This window comes from Bdellovibrio sp. GT3, from assembly GCF_037996765.1.
In the GTDB taxonomy this organism is placed as follows: Bacteria; Bdellovibrionota; Bdellovibrionia; order Bdellovibrionales; family Bdellovibrionaceae; genus Bdellovibrio.
In genome coordinates this window covers 478474-496184 of record NZ_JBBNAD010000004.1, presented here as the reverse complement: position 1 = coordinate 496184, position 17711 = coordinate 478474, and the positions used below count along the sequence as shown (strand labels likewise).

The window sequence follows — 17711 nt, the reverse complement described above, 5'->3', positions numbered from 1 at the left end:
CTGACTATTGGTCCTTAGCAATCCGCAACTTGCCGACAGGCTCGCCCTTCCAATTGTTGATAACTGGCATAGTGAATTTAGAGAGAGACTTGGCTTCCTCGACAGTCATTCCTCCCAGCTGCAACAGGATTTGCGCTGTGGCCAACTGAGCCGCGCGACCCGCTCCATCAGCGGCTTTCACGGCAAAGGCCATTTTTTTATCAGGTAAAAACCCGGCAAAAACACCCTCGGCCCCGCCTTTGATAATAGCTCGACCGTGTGTCTTTTCAATCACAGCTGTGGCGAAATCGTCACTCCCGGCGATGTAAAATGGATTTCCAACAACAGCCTTCGTGATTCGCTGGCAGGCCCGCACTCGGTGCGCCGGTGCTTTGGAATTCACGAACACAGACATTCCGGCAGCAATTGCCTGCAACGGAACCGAGTATGTGGGAATCCCACATCCATCCACTCCGTGAGGAACCTTGCTGTGATCGACCTTCATGGTTTCGGTGAAAATGTTGCGCAATCTTTTCTGCGCACCGTGCTCGTAACTTTCATATCCATGAGGATCCTCACCCAAATGCAAACATGTCGTGATAAGACCCGCATGTTTTCCAGCACAGTTATTACAAAATGGAGTGGGCTTTTGATTGCGACGAATCAATTCATGAGCTGCTGCCTCGTTGTATGGCAAATGAGGTCCGCACATCAACTGACTCTCGGTGATTCCAACTTTCTCTGCCCACTGTGAAAGAACCGTCAGATGTTCTTTCTCTCCGCGATGGGAGGCGCATGCCAGAGCAATCATTTTGTCATCGAGACCGAACTTATCCGCGGCACCAGACTCAACCAGCGGCAGTGCTTGAAGCATTTTTATGGAACTTCGAGGGAAGGTACCGAAGCTGGGATTCCCCCAGCCATGAAGCAGTTGCCCCAGCTCGTTCACAACAGCGACCATGACGTTGTGAACACTCTCGACTGCGGGCCCTCTGAGGACTTCGACGACGAGAGGCTGTCTTTTAAGCATACTGTTTCTCCAGTTAGATCATTTTTGGATCATTTCTAATACTGCGTTCTTTGCGAACTCGGTGATCACGCGACCGCGCTGAGTTTTCTGAATGAATCCCTCCTGGATCAGGAACGGCTCATAGACTTCCTCAAGAGTGTCACGCTCCTCACTGAGCGCAGCTGCTATAGTATCAATTCCGACAGGCCCACCGTTATACTTTTCTTGAATTAGACTCAAAATACGACGGTCCATCAAATCGAGACCATGATGATCCACACCCAGCTGATCTAGAGCATATATCGCAATTTCTCGAGTGACGACGCCATTACCTTTAACTTGTGCATAATCACGAACACGCTTTAACAATCTATTCGCAATACGAGGCGTTCCGCGCGCACGACGAGCCACTTCCTCAGCTCCTTCACTGTCAATCTCCACATTGAGTTTGGCAGCAGATCTGATCAAGATTTTTTGAAGAGCCGCTTTGTCATAAAACTGAAGTCTCTCAACAATCCCAAAACGATCACGAAATGGAGGATTTAAAAGTCCAGCTCGTGTTGTCGCCCCTACCAGCGTAAATGGCGCCAATTGAAATTTCATCGAACGTGCACCCAAGCCATCACCAGTTACGATGTCGATGTAATAGTCTTCCATTGCGGTATACAGATACTCTTCAACATGGCGACTCAGACGATGGATTTCATCGATGAATAGAACAGAGTTGGGTTTTAGCGATGTTAAAATTGCGGCAAGATCACCCTTTTTATCAATCGCCGGAGCCGACGTCATTTTGATATCAGAGCCCATGTCATTGGCGATGATTTGCGCGAGCGTGGTTTTCCCCAAGCCCGGAGGACCCGAGAGCAAAACGTGATCCAGTGGCTCCTTGCGGATTTTTGCTGCTGCCACGAAGACTTTGATTTTATCTTTTACGATGTCCTGACCCGAAAACTCGCTGAAATCCTGGGGACGCAATTCATTTTCCCAGGCCTTTTCACCACCAGCCACAGCTCCACTAAAATCAGAGCTGTCGTTTTCCATAATGCTGCCTTCAATAATACGACTCATGACAAGCTACCTGACAATGTTTGGAATCCTTTACGCACGCCCTCTTCGACAGAAACTGTCATCGGCAAAGTCGCCACGAATTGATCCACCAGTTGAGATTTATATCCAAGATTCAAAAGCGCCGACGTAATTTGTGTCAAAGACTCTGACTTGATCTTGCTACCCTCGTCGATTGAAACAAGTTTTCCTTTAAGAGTCAGGATGATTTGCTCTGCAGTTTTCTTACCCACTTTAGGCAACCCGGAAAGTGCCTTGGCATTTCCAGCCTCGATCATTTCCTGAATTTGCACAGGACGACCACCCGACAAGATACTCAAGGCCATTTTTGGACCGACACCATTCACTTTTAGAAGTGAAAGAAACAGATTCTTTTCCTCTTTGTCGTGAAAACCAAAAAGTGTCAGGGCATCTTCGCGTACATGGGTATGAATCCAGACGATGATGTCTTTGCCCAGCAAAGTTGTGAAGTCACCCAATGTGTTCGAGGAGGCAAAAACCTCATAGCCCACACCTTGCACATCAATCAGGGCTGAATCACCCAGGACTTCGATAATTTTTCCGCGCAAATAACCGATCATATACTCACCGCTTTTTGTAAAACTGCGTTCTTTTTCATTTCAAAGGCATGGTAGCAAGCCATGGCCAAAGCATCCGAGGCATCGATGCGATTGATGGATTTAATCCCCAGCATGGCCAACAAAACAGCCTGCACATCCTCTTTTGAAGAACCACCATTGCCGGTGATTCCTTTTTTAACGGATCTCGTGGCGTATTCAGCAACGGAGGCTTTGCCCAAACCGGCTTCATACATCACCACTCCCCGCACGTGCCCCAGCTTAAAGGCGCTGTCGGCATTTTTACCCATAAAGATTTTCTCGATCACCACTTGATGGGGACGATATTTCTCCATGACTTCGCGAAAGGCCAAACCAAGTTCAGTCATGCGCGAGGCAAAGTTCATATCCTCCTCCAGCAAAATAACACCGTGATTGATGTGTTCAATTTTGCCATTGTTGATGCGAACCACGCCAAAACCTGTGATGCGGGAACCGGGGTCAACCCCAAGAATCGTCAAACTCATACTTTTAATTTCATTCCGAACGTATTGCTAAGTCAATGAATGTGCACTAGAATCTGAAGCATGCCGAAGATTGAAGCAAGCGCTATCGAAAAATATCAGACTATCCTCGCAAAGGATCCAACTTCCCAGGTGTTTGCACCGCTGGCGGAAGCTTATCGCGAGATGGGGATGATGAAAGAGGCCTTGCAGGTTGTGACTTCTGGCGTTCAACGCCATCCGCAATTTGTCGGAGGATTGGTCACATACGCTAAAATTTTGCGCGACGCAGGCCAAATCGGCCGCGCTATCGAGGCCCTGAAAAAGGCCACAGGCTTGGCTTCGGAGAACATCCTTGCTCATCAACTGCTGGCCGAACTTCAGCTGGCCAACAAGAATCCAAAGGAAGCTCTAAAGGCTTTCAAGATGGTTTTGTTTTTGAATCCCAACTCTCAGTCCGCGCAAAAAGCCGTGCAAAAACTGGAATCTTTGACGGCGGACGAGTATGACGACGAAGTTTTTTCGATGGAAAAACTTCCGCAGGTGAATTTGGAATCTCCCCCGATTGAGCAAACCGTGCCTGGTACAAAAACAGGTGCTGCCACTGAGGTTTTCAAACCCCAACCGGTGCCTAGAAATAAGGCTTTTGAACGCATGCTTTCCCTGATCGATGCCTTTATTGTGCGCAACGATCTGGAAAAGGCCCATGCACTTCTTAAGGACACCCGCGTGGAATTCGGCGACCATGCCGAGATTCAACGCAGAATGAAAACACTGCAGGTCCGTTATAACGAACCTGACGAACCCGTTCCTTTAAAACCTCTCCTTCCGCGCGAGGAGATGGTGCGCAAAAAGAAGATCGAAACCCTCGAGATGATGCTTCGCAAAATCGAAGACTACCGCTCCCATATTTGACAACCCACGGCCGATTTGGGCATAGTGAACCTCTTTGAATAACAAACGAGGATCAGAATGTACGAAACGTCGGACTTTAGAAAAAATCTTAAGATTATGGTTGAAGGCAAACCTTACGTGATCGTGGACTTCCAACACGTAAAACCAGGTAAAGGCAACCAATTCACCCGCACAAAATTGAGAAACATGCTGACAGGCCAAAACCTGGAAGTAACATTCAAATCCGGCGAAAAATTCGAAGTTCCAAACGTTGAAAACAAAGAGATGAACTTCCTTTATAAAGACGACACGGGCTTCAACTTCATGTCGAATGAAACTTACGAGCAAATCGCGATGTCCGAAGAAGATCTTGGCGAATCAAGATACTACCTGACTGAAGGTTTGAAAGTTGTGGTTCTATTCTACAATGAAAAAGCCGTTGCTGCAGACGTTCCAAAAGCTGTGAACTTGTTGGTTGCTCAAACAGACCCAGGTATCAAAGGTGACCGTGTTACTGGTGCTTCCAAACCAGCAACTATGGAAACTGGCTTGGTTGTGAGCGTGCCTTTGCACATCAATGAAGGCGATACTTTGCGTATCGATACTTCAACTGGTGACTACGTAGAGCGCGTAAGCCAAAGATAGTTAGTAAAAATAATCACTAACGCAAGATATTAAGTCTCCGCTAACACTGGTTTTTATAACAAAATAACAGTGTTATTCTGATTAATCAGGGCGGAGGCTTTTTTTGTCCACTTTTGTTGAGTTGGAAATTCAAAATTTACTCAATGAGACCAGCGATCTGGATGAAGTGGCTTCACGACTTATTTCCACCCTGGACTCTTCTCCTGAACAGATTTCTCTGGATAACATCAATGCCTTGGCGAGATTTCTAAATCTAAGCGGTCGCCACCTGCAACTTGCTGAATTCGTTCTTAAGCATATCGACAACGAAACATTTCCTGTGCCGTGGCCGTTTTTTATGGAGGCCTTGGGGCATGCATCCTTGGATCTTGATGATAAAGTCATCGAGGCATTGATCGAGGGCATCCGCGAAAGTGAATCTGAAAATGAAGCCGCCAGATCTCTGGCTCTGAATTCACGCTCGCCTCTTTTGGGTGAATGGCGCTCGAATCGCAAGTACCGCATTCACAAGGATTTCCTAAGCAATAAAAAGAATCTCCTGGATCAATTGATCACTCTGCGCACGCAGCAACTTTATGAACAGGAAAAAGTTCTGCTGGAGCGACTGCAAAAACTTTATCCGGGCGACAGTGATGTCAGCAATGAAGTTCGCGAACACCGCCAGCGCCATGCTTTGGAAATTCTGGCACGCCGATCCCCGCGCGCTCGTGATCCGAAACCTGAAGAGCTTTCACCAAAGGATCCGGAAGTCGAAAGAGTCATGCTGATTCTTTTGCAAAATCTGCGCGACCATGCGGAACAGGATCCGGATATGGCTTTTGATTTTGCAATCGCCGCGTTCATGCTGGAAGGCTACGAAACGGCTTTGGATATTCTGCAGTTTTGTGAAATATCCGAAAGCCTTTTATGGTTCCGTCTGGAAGTTCTGCTGCAATGCCGTCGCTTCATCGAACTTCTAAATGAAATCTCTCATGTTGAACTGGCTCTGGCGCACGAGCCGGAGACATTCTTTGCGACTGCTTACCTTCGCGCTCAAGCCATGTGGGGTATCGGGCAAAAGCACACCGCGGTTGAAATTCTGGAAGGGCTGCTGGCATCCCGTCCTCATTACCGGGCTGGCAGTGCGCTATTAAGTATTTGGAGTGGTCAGTGAAACGCGTCTTTTGGATTTTGATCACTCCAACATTGGCATTCTTGATTTTATGGGGCTTGGGCACCTGGTTGATTATTCCGCGCCTGGAAACCTGGGCTCTGAACGAATTGCAAAGTTATTCCAAAAACCTGCCTGTGGACATTCAAGCTGAGCGCATGCGGATTCGCGTACTGAGCACATCGGTGGCGCTTGAAAATATCCGCATTATTTCAAAAGGCGAAATCACCAAAATCACCGAAGAGATTCGCGTTGCCCGAGCGCGAGTGCAGTTGGATTTCTTCTCGCTGTTAGGCGGCCGTCTTAAGCTTTCCGCTTTGGTGATCACGGCTCCTGAAGCAAAAATCAATATCGATCCCCTGATCAAGGACGATTCCAAGCCAAAACCGCTTCCTATCGATGAGATTTTCTCCATTACGGAAAAAATCCCCCTGCAAAAAGTTTTGATTCAGGACGCACACATCCTGGTGAGCTCTGAAAAAATGGGCTTCCACGTTGAGGCAAACAATATCGGCATTCTTTTGACCAATATGGGCCGCAACATCACAGCCAAGCTGGACACTCCAGCCCTGGCACTGTCGTTGAAAAAAGTCGGGCAGTTTTCCGGCTCACTGGACACTCACCTTTATTTAACCCGACAGTCCTTACGCATTTTGCAATTGGGCGTACGCCTTGATGAATCCGAAGTCCTGGCCCGTGGTGAAATGACTGATTTTAAAAATGTGACCATCAAACCTTCTGGTGTCATCGATTTGACCACAAAGATCTCTCTGGCGGATCTTTACGAAGAATTTCATGACATCAAACCTGAAGCGAAAATTCCAAAACTTTCCGGAACCCTGAAAACAGAGGCCGAAGTTCGCTTCAATGGCCTGCAGGACATCCAAGGCAAAGCCGATATCAACACTGAATCCGTCATCGTGGACAAGTTCACGTTGGGTGACGCGCACATCAAGGGCGAGTACAAAGACAAGGGCTTTCATTTTTCAGAAGTCCTGGTCAGCCATCCGGCGGGCGAAGCGAAGCTTAACAAGTCAGAATTGCGACTGAACGAAAACTACGACTTCCAATCCGAGATCAAAATCAACAATCTGGATCTGCAAAAGCTTTTTGTTTCCCTGGATCTGGCAAACATCCCTGTTGGAGTTCAGCTGCAAGGATCACTTCCCTGCTCCGGAAAAATCCTGCCTTCCTTCCAATTGAATTGCGAAGGCGGAACACTGACAGGACAAAATCTTTGGGTCAAATCTGAAAACAACTCCAAGGGTACAGAAATTGTAAATCTGAAAGACATGAAGGTCACCGGCAAAGCCCACATGACCACGTCCTCTGTCAGCTACGATACCCACCTGCAGATTGGCAGCAGTGTTGGCACCAGCGATGGCGTTGTTGATTTCGATAAGGGTTTTAAGATCAACTATAAAACCAAAAACCTGGACACCAAAGACATCCAAAACCTGGCGCATTTGAAAATGTCAGGCCAGGCCAGCATTGAAGGTTCGACCCAAGGAAACGCCGACACAGCAACGATGGACCTGGTTTTGAATGTTCGAAACTTTGTTTTTGAGACTTTCACTCTGGGCAATGCCATCAGCAACGTGAAACTGCAAAAAGGTCATTTGATATTCTCGGAGATCGCCGGCGCCGAAAACCGCACCCAATATATTGGCGACCTGGATATTAATTTGAACAACAGCACGCTTGTCGGAACATTCAGTGCACCGACGGCTGATTTGGCCGACATCGCAAAAATCATTTCCGGCATCTATGAATTCCCTTTCTCCGTTCAGGGAATTGGCGCAGCCAAAGCCTCTGTTCAAGGGCCTTTGAATTTCTGGAAGCTAAACTACAAGCTGGATTCCGCCTTTAAAAACGTCAAAGCCGGCGACGAAAGCTTTGATCAGCTTCACTTTAACGTGGATGCCACCAACGGAAATATCAAAACTCGCAAAGTTCAACTTCTGAAGAACAACTCCGTCGCCGATGTCACGGGCGATATCAGCTCAGATAAAATTCTGAATCTGATGGTTGACGCCAAAAACTGGAGACTTGAGGAGTCCGATATTGTCACTCAGATCGCTGACAATATTTACGGGGCACTGAATGTTTCTGCTGAAATTAAAAACTCCTTCAGTGATGCACGTGTAAATATCAAGGGCGGCCTGACGGAAACAGTTCTTGAGGATCAAGAGGTTGAAAACTCCAATTTCCAAATGAGTGTCGACACTAAGGCCTTCGGCGGACAGGTAAACCTCTTTGGCGATAAAGTCCAGGGCAGCTTCCAGTATCCATTTGAAAAAGTCTCTCCGCTTAGAATTCAGATGAAGACGAACAACTGGACATTTGCAACCTTGCTGGCCTTGATTGGCGGGGCAAATCTTGCAAGTGAATACGAGTCCTCGTTGACTGCCACCATCGATCTACGCTCCGAATCCGGCGATCTGCTTAAATCATCCGGTAAAATTCTGATCGACGAGTTTGGCCTGAAACGCGCCAACTCCAGTATCTCCAATAATGGGCCTATTGAAATTGCCATGGACAACGGCTCTGTGACATTTAAAAACTTCATCCTTCGTGGGCCGCAAAACTCGATTCAGATCAAAGGCAATAATTTCACAGCAGAACGCTTGAACATGGATATTCAGGCAAGAACAGACTTAAGACTATTGCAGATCTTCATGCCTTTCCTTGATGACCTGGGCGGCCCATTGCGTGTTTCCGCTGCAGTCTCCGGAAGACTTAGTAAACCGGAAATCCTGGGCACCGCGAATCTGACTCGCTCTTTTGTGAAGCTAAAAGGCTTCCCTCACCCGCTCGAAAGACTGCAAGCCAACGTCTCTTTCTCTCAGTCACGCATCATCATCAATGACCTTAAAGGAAACATTGCTGGCGGCAACATGACCGGTGACGGAAGTGTTATCATAAATGGTTTTCAGGACCTGCCGGTTTCTGTGCGCGCTCATTTGGAAAACATCAGTTTGAACGTGCCAGACCGCGTCCACACCAGCGGCGAAGCTGACTTGTTATTTTCTGGAAAATGGTTCCCGTTTACTTTGTCCGGAACCTACCGGGTGTCAGGCGGAGTCTTCGAACGCGAACTGACTGAAGGTGCCGGTGGAGTTTCAAACATTCAACAAAGTGCTTACCTGCCAAAAGTGTTGCGCGAAAATCAATTTGAACCAATCTTGCTGGACATCCAGGTCAACCTGGAAAAACCACTTGCGGTAAAGAACTCCATGATCGACGGATCCGTTTCCGGTGCATTGGCCGTTAAGGGTCCACCCACGAATCCAATTCTACTGGGAAAAATCACCACGGAAAAACGCTCTAAATTGATTTTCAAAGATCGGCACTTTGATATTCAGGCCGGCAACGTTGATTTTTCTGATCCGACTCAGATCAATCCAAACCTTTACGTCACGGCGACTTCCCGTGTGAATGAGTACGACGTGAGCCTTTTCGCCCAGGGCTCGGCGAAAAATCCAGTCATCAAACTGACCAGTGTCCCCCCCCTCTCCGATCAGGACATTGTTTCCTTGATTGCACTTGGTGTGACCTCGCAAAGCATGGCGACATCAGGACAGTCCAAAGCACTTGCTGATCAAGCGGGTCTTGAGGTGGCAGGTGCGGCCTTCGCAAAAGAAATCAACAAACCACTTGAAAGCACACTGGGCTTGAATTTGTCTGTGACTTCCAAATACGACTCCACTCGCAATATCAGTATTCCTAAAATCACCCTGACCCGTCGTTTGACGGACAAAATGAAAGTCTCCGGCAGCCGTCAAGTGGGCGACATTTCAGGTTACGATGTAAGACTGGAATACCTGTTGAATCCAAACTGGACTGCCGTGGGTTCTTTTGAAAATAAAAATATTTACGAGAACAGCACCTTGCAAAACACACCTGTGGAAAACGAAAGTATCTTCGGTCTAGATCTTGAATTTAAGAGGGAGTTCAAATGATTCGAGCTTCCTCTCTGACTCTGTCAATTCTGCTTTTGATCCAGACAACCCCTGCATTTGGGAAGGGATTGGATATTTCAAGTCTTCCTGAAAAAATGCAAGCGGAACTGGTACAGCGTTATCCGGCTATCAAAAAGGATTTTATTCCTTTAAGTCTGATCGACGATGTTCTTAGATACCTGCAGCCTCAGCCTTTGTTTGATCGTGTGATGGTGACGGAAAGAACTGCCGGAACTTACAAACTGGAATACGTGGTGGCCCGCAGGATTGGAGAAATCAATATCTCCGGGAATGACTTTTTCTCGAACTCTGCAGTTTTGTCCATTTTTACCGTCAAGTCCGGAAACGTTTTTGATCAGCAGGAACTGGCTGAACTGGGTGAAAAGCTGCGCCTGGCTTACAAAGATCAGGGCTTTTTCAATGCTGTCATCGATATTGAAATGCCTCCGGGCAAGGGAGAGAACGTCGATATTCATTTGAAGGTGACTGAAAACAAGCGCACCGTCATCCATAACTTAATTGTACAAAGCCCCAACCACGCCCTGAATAAGGCCATGGTCGACAAGCTGGATTCCAGCCTGGATGAACCTTTGACGGAAAAAAATCTGTCAGATCTTATGAAGTCCGCCCGTTCATTCCTGAATAGCAAACGCTTTGTCCGTGCTGACTTTATCGGACCCAAAATTGAATATAATTCTGACGAATCCGAAGCCACCCTGACATATCGTGTGGAGCGTCCAGAATCATTTAAATTTGAATATGAGGGCGCTGAAATCCTCAGTCGCGGAAATTTGAAAGATGCCCTTGATCTGGATAATTTCTATTCTGCCAATCCTAATATCGGCAATGAACTTTCCGCCAAACTTCGTGCTTACTATCTTTCTGAAGGACATGCCCGCGCCGAAGTCAGCAGCCGCGAAGAGGAAGACGGCAGCCCTTTTCAGCGTAAGATTATTTTCAATATTGAAGAAGGCCCAAAAGTAAAAATTCAGGGCATCAATATAACCGGCAAGTTCAGTCGTGATCCCCAACACTATGCGGATATCATCAAAAACTACAGCTCCCCGATTGTTTCAAAGGGCTACTATAATAAAGACGATATCGACGCGGGCTTAAAGAATTTGGTTCTGGCACTGCAAAACGAAGGTTACCTGCAGGCGAAAGTCACTTCCAGCCGCCTGACCTACAATAAGGAAAAAGACAAAGTCACCCTGTATGTGAATATGGACGAGGGGCCTATGACGCTGATGCAGTCCGTGTCTTTCCTGGGAAATCAGGCTTATCCAAGTGATGAACTATTGAAAGTCACAGGCCTGAAACCAGGTCCACTGCGCCTGAATCAAATCGAACAAGCAGTGAAAAACATCAAAGATTTCTACCATAACAATGCTTATATCGAGATGCTTTTGCTGAACGAAAGGGAAGACCTGGTCTCTTACGACGAGACCAACACCAAAGCTACTCTGAACTTTAAAATCTTTGAGGGACCTCAGGTCCGCGCTGCCTCCATCGTTTTGGAAGGCAATACTTTCACTCGCGACTCTGTTCTGTATCAGGAATTGGAAATCCGCCAGGGTGAGTTGATCACGCCAAAGAAACTGGAAGACTCGATATCTCAGCTGCAAAGAACCGGTTTGTTTAATACCGTGGACGTCAGAACACTGGAAGAAAAAACCAACATCGCAGATCGTACAGTGATTGTTCGTATCTCTGAGCGTGAACCCGGAACATTTAATATCGGTGCCGGTGTTACCAATGAACGAAAACTGACGTTGCGAGGATATACCGGGATTGCCTACCGCAATTTGATGGGCACGGGGCGCGGGGTCTCCTTGCGCCTTGAGGGTAATTATAATATCGCAGACGTTAAATATCTTGAGCACAAAGTGGTTGCTGGTTACTTAGAGCCTTATTTGTTCGGCTCCCACATCCGCGGTCGCGTGAATATCACTCTTTCCAGTCAGATCACGGATTACAACTTCAAGCAGGTCACTGATTTGAATCAGTACACTTATACAATTGAAAAAGACCTGACTCCGAAAATTCTGGGAACCTGGGATATTTACTCTCTGGCACAAGTGAAGGACTCCGGTTTGGATGACACCTACCCGTACCCACCGGAACGTCAGGATATCGTCACGACAGGTCCCAACATTGACTTCGATTTCCGGGATAACCCTTTCAATCCGACTGCGGGCACGTTCACCCGCATTAATGCCGAATATTCAGATCCTGCTTTTGGCGGAACTGAAACCATTAATTACTGGCGTGCCGTGGCCGCAATCACCTTCTATAACAGAATCGGAACGGCTCAAAAGCAACCTATCATCTGGGCCAACAACTTCCGCGGCGGTTACTTAAAGAATCTAAGTGAGATGCCTGACACTTCTACTCGTCAGAATGGTGTGCCTTGGGATAAAAAAGGTTTCAGTTTAGGGGGGATCTCCACGGTTCGTGGCTACGAGGCGGGCTCCGAGTATTTCCCAAACAACAACGATCTGGGAATTGCCGGCACCAATAGAAAGTACTATCTGACGACGGATTCAACCATGGGACTTATCAAATCTGAATTAAGATTCCCGGTGTACGACGCCCTGGGTGGTGCCGTGTTTTATGATGGCGGTATCGTGCAAATTCAGGGCTTGGATATCAACGAACCGTACCGCGCTTCGACCGGTTTCGGCATTCGCTATAACACCCCGGTCGGTCCACTTAGCGTGGATATGGCTTGGAAGTTGAACATGCAGCCTGGCGAGGAGCCGTGGCGCGTACACATCTCAATCGGTACATTCTAAAAGATCACCTCGCACAAAATAAAAAACCCGGTTGGAAAACCGGGTTTTTTATTTTCAAAATTGAAACTGAATTTAGCGAGATTTGGAGCTGGCGAATTTACGACGCAAATCCTGAGTGACCTCTTGGATCGTCGCGTTCAAAGTCACTTCAAAAAGATCTTCGGCAGAGATTTTGTATAGTTCGCCCAACTTTTTCAAAGCATTGATCGGTGGATGAGAAACCCCACGTTCCCAGTTGGAAATAAACTGAGGTGTTGAATAACCCAACTTGTCTGACACGTCTCTTTGGGAAAGACCTGCAGCCACACGTTTTGTTTTTAGAAAGTCAGCTAACATATTTTTTTGTCTCATATAACCGCCTGAACGAAAATAATCATAAACAACTTTTCAGAATGTGACAAACTGATTTGGACAGTATCTCCAAACCAACAACTAAACATAGTATACATCACTTGAAGTAAATTCCGTCCTGTTTTTTCGCATAGGATGTGTAAAATAGCATAGGACCCCCCTAAAATCAGAGAAGGACTCAATTATGAACTCTAAATCCTGGAATGAAGTCTTCAAAATATCCACCCTTTCCGTGAATCCCCGGGGGTTTTTAGGGTTGTACGGACTTTTAAATCTCCTGCAAGAAACGGCCTGGCAACATGCGGAAAGAATCGGCTTTGGTTCAGATCAGATGGCCCGAGACAATATGTACTGGGTCATTACTCGCCAAATTGTCGAAATGACTGTGTGGCCCCGCTTTGGCGAAACCATCCGAATCCAGACCTGGCTGCGCCCACCCGAGGGGGCTTTCGTACTGCGTGGTTTTAAGGTTTTAGATTCCCAGGACAAAGTCATTGGCACTTGCACCACCAGCTTTTTGGCGCTGGAGCAAGGCAGTGGCAAAATTCTTCCCGTTGAGAGCCTGCGCCCTTGGTCGGAGCTTATTGGTGAGGAAACACTCGCATTGGAAACCGAAAAGATTGCGGTCCGAGGTGATTACCTGAAACTGGCAAACTTTGCGGTTCGCAATTCCGATTTGGATATCAACTATCACGTGAACAATGCCAAGTATGCGCAGTGGATACTGGATGCCATCCCCTATGAACTTCACAAAACTTTAAAACTGAAATCCTATTCCGTAAATTTTTTGGCAGAAACCAAACTGGGTGATACTGTTGATATTGAACAGAGCCTGACGGATTCATCTGAAAACGCCCAGGGCGGCTCCTCCGTTTATCGCGGGGTGCGCACCGCAGACGGCAGGAATTTATTTACGGCTCGCTTGAATTGGGAGAGACCCTAGTGCTTGAGCTTAAGCCCTTTGCAGAAACAGAATTCACGAAAATCATCAAGGTGGAGTCCCAGGTTTATGTCACCGCCAAGGATGAAGTGATACTTGAGTTTTTCCTCTCAGGCCCCACTCGCCATTTGCATTTCCCACCTCAACACGAGGGTGCAGATTCTGTACGCCGGGATGAATTATGGAAGACCACTTGCCTGGAGGCTTTCTTTGCTTTCGACAACAATTCGGACTCCCCTTACCTTGAAGTGAATTGTTCACCTAATGGCGACTGGAATGCTTACGCTTTCAACAGCTATCGCCAGGGCATGAGAGCGGATGGCACTGCCTCCGTGAATCTGATTCACCGCTCTTTGGAATCAGACCAGGCGGTCTTTCGGGTGAAAATCCAATCACCGGCAATGCCTCAATTTAAGCAACTTGGCATCACGGCCGTCATCGAGTTTTCCGATGGATCAAAGTCCTATTTCGCATTGTCACACCCGGGCCCTCAGGCCGATTTTCACAATAAAGCGGCTTTCACCTACTCCCTCTAGGGGAGCATCGCAGAAACCCCCAGCTTTCCCTCTCAGTTCCTTGACCACCGCAAGCGTGGCAAGTTAGCTTTGTTTGCTTTCATTTAATAATAAATAACGCGTCAAGTCTTGAGGCTTGCCGCAAGCAAGAGTCTCGAAAGGATTCCCAATGAAAAAACACACAGTACGTGTTTATCCATCTAAAGAAAAATTAGATCGTAAAGATCAACTGGCTTGGAAAATTGCAGAAATCGCTTCTGACAATGCTCCAATCAAAGCTGACGTTTTGGATATGGTTATCAACCGTATCATCGACAATGCGTCTGTAGCGATCGCAGCTGCGAACCGCCGTCCGGTGGCTTCTGCTCGTGCAATGGCAATTGCGCATCCACGCAACGGTGGCGCGACTGTTTTCGGCATGCCGAACGATCAAAAATTTGACTGTGAATGGGCTACTTGGGCCAACGGTACTGCGGTTCGTGAATTGGATTTCCATGACACTTACCTGGCTGCTGACTACTCTCACCCTGGCGACAACATCCCAGCGATTCTTGCAGTTGCTCAACAAATGGGTAAAAACGGTAAAGAACTTCTTAAAGGTATCGTGACTGGTTACGAAGTTCACGTGGACCTGGTAAAAGCAATCTGCCTTCACATGCACAAAAAAGATCATATCGCTCACTTGTGCCCTGCTCAAGCAGCTGGTATCGGGACTTTGTTGGCTCTTCCAACTGAAACTATCTTCCAAGCAGTTCAACAAGCGGTTCACGTGTCTTTCACGACTCGTCAATCTCGCAAAGGTGAAATCTCTTCTTGGAAAGCTTACGCTCCAGCACACGCTGGTAAACTGGCTGTTGAAGCAGTTGACCGTGTTATGCGTGGCGAAGGCGCTCCATCTCCAATTTATGAAGGTGAAGACTCTGTTATCGCTTACATGCTTGACGGCAAAAACGGTAAATACGAAGTACCACTTCCAGAAGTTGGCGAAGAAAAACGCGCGATCCTTGAGACTTACACTAAAGAACACTCTGCAGAGTACCAATCTCAGGCATTGATCGACTTGGCTCGTAAAATGAAGCCAATGGTTAAAAACTTCGACGATATCAAAGATATCGTGATCCACACTTCTCATCACACTCACTACGTAATCGGTACTGGTGCAAACGATCCACAAAAAATGGATCCAACTGCTTCCCGCGAAACTCTTGATCACTCGATCATGTACATCTTCGCAGTGGCTCTTCAGGACGGCACTTGGCACCACGTTAACTCGTACGCTCCAGAGCGTGCACAACGTGCTGACACTGTGGCTTTGTGGCACAAAATCTCCACGGTCGAAGACAAACAATGGACTGCATGGTACCACGAGACAGATCCAGACAAAAAACGCTTCGGTGGCCGCGTAGAAATCACGATGAAAGACGGTTCTAAAATCGTTGATGAACTAGGTGTGGCTGATGCGCATCCAGCGGGGGCTCGTCCATTCAAACGTGCTGACTACATCCGTAAGTTCGACACTTTGACTGAAGGAATCATCACTAAAGCAGAGCGCGATCGTTTCATCGGTCTTTGTGAGAATTTGGAAAACTTGACTGCTGAACAAGTTCAACAGTTGAACGTACAGATTCCTATCGAGAAGTTGACTAACAATAAACGCGACACAAAAGGTATCTTCTAGTCTTCGGACGAAGACCGTCAGCGACAAGGGCTGGCCTAGGGTTTTTACGAGACCCGGGCCTCCTGCCCTTGCCGCTTCGCCTTCGGCGAGGGCCGTCCAGGCCCCGCGGAGGTCTCTACAAAACCCTAGGCCAGCCCTTGCCGCTGCCTGTTTTTGTAGAAATAGAAAATCACTTTTGGAAGACTTTGATGTTGAGGCATCTTTTGATTTGGAAGTGGTAGTTTAAGTATTGATCTGGTTCAGAGTGCATTCTTTCAAATTTCAAAAGCCTCGAATCTAGATTTTTGAATTTATTTTTTTAATTCCGTCATTGGAGGTTCTATGTTGTTTCCTGAAATTACTCCGGCTCAGAAGCGTAAGAATTTTAGAGATGCTTTGAAGACTGGCAAGCTTTTGCAGATGCCGGGGTCTTGGTCTCCGCTTGCTTCTATGGCTATTGAGAAGGCTGGGTTTGATGGGGTTTATATTTCTGGGTCTGTTTTGTCGAACGATTTGGGTTACCCAGATATCGGTTTGACTTCACTGACTGAAGTTGCTCAGCGTGGTCGTCAGATTGCTCGTACAACTTCATTGCCTACTATTATTGATATCGACACTGGCTTTGGTGAGCCGATGAGTGCGACTCGCACAGTTCAAGAGATGATTGAGATGGGTCTTGCTGGTTGCCATATCGAAGATCAGGTAAATCCTAAGCGTTGTGGCCACCTTGATGGTAAATCACTTGTGGGTCGCGATGAGGCGGCTCGTAAAGTGGCGGCTGCAGCTCGTGGTAAAAAGCTTGATGAGAACTTTCTTTTGATTGCTCGTACGGATGCTCGTGCTTCTGAAGGTTTGGATGCGGCTATTGATCGTGCTAAGGCTTATATCGATGCGGGTGCTGATTGTATCTTTACTGAGGCTCTTGAGAACGAGAAAGAGTTTGAGAAGTTCCGAAAAGCAGTTTCTGTTCCTCTTTTGGCGAACATGACTGAGTTTGGTAAAGGTCGTTTGTTCACTTACGCTGAGCTTTCTAACCTTGGTTACAACATCGTGATCTATCCTGTGACGACTTTCCGTCTTGCGATGGGCGCTACTGTTGCGGGCTTGGCTGAAATTAAAGCTAAAGGCACTCAAGAGGGCTTGCTTGAGAAAATGCAAACTCGCAAAGACCTTTATGCGTTGACTCGTTATGATGAGTACAACAGCTTTGACCAGAACATCTTCAACTTCACGTTGAAGTAGTTTTTGATTCAATATTTAGATCAAATGAAAAGAGCAGGTTTTTGACCTGCTCTTTTTTTTATTTTCTTGGGAAGTGTTTGTAGTAAAGATCCCAGGAGTCGATCATGGAGCCGTCATCGAAGACGCAGGCATCGTATTGATCGCCGTTTTGTGCTTTTAGAATTCTGTTTTTTGCGCCCACGTCCCAGCAATAAAGAGCGGCTGGATTTCCCGCCAGAGGCGTTGGATTTTTTGTCGGCGTTTTAGCTTTGCCCGTAAATACCGTCCACGCCTTGCAGTTCGGCTTGCCACCTTTGAAGCACGCTTCATTGATGTTGGCCTTCTCGTAGGTTTTAAACTTAATTTGTTCGTATTTGTCGTTGTTGTAGTATTTGAGAGTCTGATCGGCGTGAGCTCCGGCAGCGAACATCAAAGTACCTAATACAAATGCTGAAATTTTCATAT

General features: G+C 47.1%; 15 protein-coding genes. 9 read left to right on the top strand and 6 right to left on the bottom strand.

Features of this window, described 5'->3' with window-relative positions; genetic code table 11:
- Nucleotides 1–4: 4 nt before the first annotated feature.
- From AAAA73_RS04030 to ruvC, 4 genes are read right to left on the bottom strand one after another with little or no spacing between them, the layout of a single operon-like run.
- On the bottom strand, nt 5–1009 hold the full coding sequence (locus tag AAAA73_RS04030) for an asparaginase (protein ID WP_340596888.1): 1005 nt from the start codon (nt 1007–1009) through the stop codon (nt 5–7).
- An 18-nt stretch (nt 1010–1027) separates the two neighbouring features.
- Nucleotides 1028–2059, bottom strand: coding sequence for a Holliday junction branch migration DNA helicase RuvB (gene ruvB, locus AAAA73_RS04025; protein WP_340596887.1), 1032 nt, complete (start codon nt 2057–2059; stop codon nt 1028–1030).
- Nucleotides 2056–2637, bottom strand: coding sequence for a Holliday junction branch migration protein RuvA (gene ruvA, locus AAAA73_RS04020; RefSeq protein WP_340596886.1), 582 nt, complete (start codon nt 2635–2637; stop codon nt 2056–2058). Before ruvA ends, ruvB begins: the two co-directional genes overlap by 4 nt.
- Nucleotides 2634–3140, bottom strand: a complete 507-nt coding sequence (gene ruvC / locus AAAA73_RS04015) for a crossover junction endodeoxyribonuclease RuvC (protein ID WP_340596885.1) — start codon at nt 3138–3140, stop codon at nt 2634–2636. Before ruvC ends, ruvA begins: the two co-directional genes overlap by 4 nt.
- A gap of 60 nt (nt 3141–3200) precedes the next feature.
- On the opposite strand from ruvC, the gene AAAA73_RS04010 reads away from it, so the two are divergent.
- The 5 genes from AAAA73_RS04010 (at nt 3201) to AAAA73_RS03990 (ending at nt 12562) form a co-directional block, all read left to right on the top strand.
- Nucleotides 3201–4031: a tetratricopeptide repeat protein gene (locus AAAA73_RS04010; protein WP_340596884.1), complete on the top strand. Its 831-nt coding sequence runs from the start codon at nt 3201–3203 to the stop codon at nt 4029–4031.
- A 57-nt stretch (nt 4032–4088) separates the two neighbouring features.
- Nucleotides 4089–4655, top strand: coding sequence for an elongation factor P (gene efp, locus AAAA73_RS04005; RefSeq protein ID WP_340596883.1), 567 nt, complete (start codon nt 4089–4091; stop codon nt 4653–4655).
- Between the two features lie 103 nt (nt 4656–4758).
- The gene (locus tag AAAA73_RS04000; RefSeq protein WP_340596882.1) at nt 4759–5808 is read left to right on the top strand and encodes a hypothetical protein; all 1050 of its coding nucleotides are present in this window, start codon (nt 4759–4761) and stop codon (nt 5806–5808) included.
- Nucleotides 5805–9767, top strand: coding sequence for a translocation/assembly module TamB domain-containing protein (locus AAAA73_RS03995; RefSeq protein ID WP_340596881.1), 3963 nt, complete (start codon nt 5805–5807; stop codon nt 9765–9767). Before AAAA73_RS04000 ends, AAAA73_RS03995 begins: the two co-directional genes overlap by 4 nt.
- Nucleotides 9764–12562, top strand: a complete 2799-nt coding sequence (locus AAAA73_RS03990; protein ID WP_340596880.1) for a POTRA domain-containing protein — start codon at nt 9764–9766, stop codon at nt 12560–12562. Before AAAA73_RS03995 ends, AAAA73_RS03990 begins: the two co-directional genes overlap by 4 nt.
- Nucleotides 12563–12634: 72 nt before the next feature.
- Here AAAA73_RS03990 and AAAA73_RS03985 read toward each other — a convergent pair whose 3' ends face one another.
- Complete coding sequence (locus AAAA73_RS03985) at nt 12635–12913, bottom strand: helix-turn-helix domain-containing protein (RefSeq protein WP_340596879.1); 279 nt, start codon at nt 12911–12913, stop codon at nt 12635–12637.
- Between the two features lie 184 nt (nt 12914–13097).
- On the opposite strand from AAAA73_RS03985, the gene AAAA73_RS03980 reads away from it, so the two are divergent.
- From AAAA73_RS03980 to prpB, 4 genes are all read left to right on the top strand, one after another.
- Entirely contained in the window at nt 13098–13856 is a 759-nt protein-coding gene (locus tag AAAA73_RS03980; protein ID WP_340596878.1) for an acyl-[acyl-carrier-protein] thioesterase, read from the top strand.
- On the top strand, nt 13856–14389 hold the full coding sequence (locus tag AAAA73_RS03975; RefSeq protein WP_340596877.1) for a DOMON-like domain-containing protein: 534 nt from the start codon (nt 13856–13858) through the stop codon (nt 14387–14389). The genes AAAA73_RS03980 and AAAA73_RS03975 overlap by 1 nt, the downstream gene beginning before the upstream one ends.
- A 148-nt stretch (nt 14390–14537) precedes the next feature.
- Nucleotides 14538–16046 (top strand): MmgE/PrpD family protein, encoded by a 1509-nt coding sequence (locus AAAA73_RS03970; protein ID WP_340596876.1) that lies wholly within the window; start codon nt 14538–14540, stop codon nt 16044–16046.
- Between the two features lie 321 nt (nt 16047–16367).
- Nucleotides 16368–17267 carry a methylisocitrate lyase gene (gene prpB / locus AAAA73_RS03965; RefSeq protein WP_340596875.1) on the top strand — a complete coding sequence of 300 codons (900 nt, stop codon included), beginning with the start codon at nt 16368–16370 and terminating at the stop codon, nt 17265–17267.
- 58 nt (nt 17268–17325) lie between these two features.
- On the opposite strand, the gene AAAA73_RS03960 is transcribed toward prpB, so the two are convergent.
- The gene (locus AAAA73_RS03960; RefSeq protein ID WP_340596874.1) at nt 17326–17709 is read right to left on the bottom strand and encodes a DUF333 domain-containing protein; all 384 of its coding nucleotides are present in this window, start codon (nt 17707–17709) and stop codon (nt 17326–17328) included.
- Between the last annotated feature and the right edge of the window lie 2 nt (nt 17710–17711).

What these genes read in the sequence shown, in the direction of transcription:
- AAAA73_RS04030 (WP_340596888.1), bottom strand. Translation starts at nt 1,009, where the DNA reads ATGCTTAAAAGACAGCCTCTCGTCGTCGAAGTCCTCAGAGGGCCCGCA.
- ruvB (WP_340596887.1), bottom strand. Translation starts at nt 2,059, where the DNA reads ATGAGTCGTATTATTGAAGGCAGCATTATGGAAAACGACAGCTCTGAT.
- ruvA (WP_340596886.1), bottom strand. Translation starts at nt 2,637, where the DNA reads ATGATCGGTTATTTGCGCGGAAAAATTATCGAAGTCCTGGGTGATTCA.
- ruvC (WP_340596885.1), bottom strand. Translation starts at nt 3,140, where the DNA reads ATGAGTTTGACGATTCTTGGGGTTGACCCCGGTTCCCGCATCACAGGT.
- AAAA73_RS04010 (WP_340596884.1), top strand. Translation starts at nt 3,201, where the DNA reads ATGCCGAAGATTGAAGCAAGCGCTATCGAAAAATATCAGACTATCCTC.
- efp (WP_340596883.1), top strand. Translation starts at nt 4,089, where the DNA reads ATGTACGAAACGTCGGACTTTAGAAAAAATCTTAAGATTATGGTTGAA.
- AAAA73_RS03990 (WP_340596880.1), top strand. Translation starts at nt 9,764, where the DNA reads ATGATTCGAGCTTCCTCTCTGACTCTGTCAATTCTGCTTTTGATCCAG.
- AAAA73_RS03985 (WP_340596879.1), bottom strand. Translation starts at nt 12,913, where the DNA reads ATGAGACAAAAAAATATGTTAGCTGACTTTCTAAAAACAAAACGTGTG.
- AAAA73_RS03980 (WP_340596878.1), top strand. Translation starts at nt 13,098, where the DNA reads ATGAACTCTAAATCCTGGAATGAAGTCTTCAAAATATCCACCCTTTCC.
- AAAA73_RS03970 (WP_340596876.1), top strand. Translation starts at nt 14,538, where the DNA reads ATGAAAAAACACACAGTACGTGTTTATCCATCTAAAGAAAAATTAGAT.
- prpB (WP_340596875.1), top strand. Translation starts at nt 16,368, where the DNA reads ATGTTGTTTCCTGAAATTACTCCGGCTCAGAAGCGTAAGAATTTTAGA.
- AAAA73_RS03960 (WP_340596874.1), bottom strand. Translation starts at nt 17,709, where the DNA reads ATGAAAATTTCAGCATTTGTATTAGGTACTTTGATGTTCGCTGCCGGA.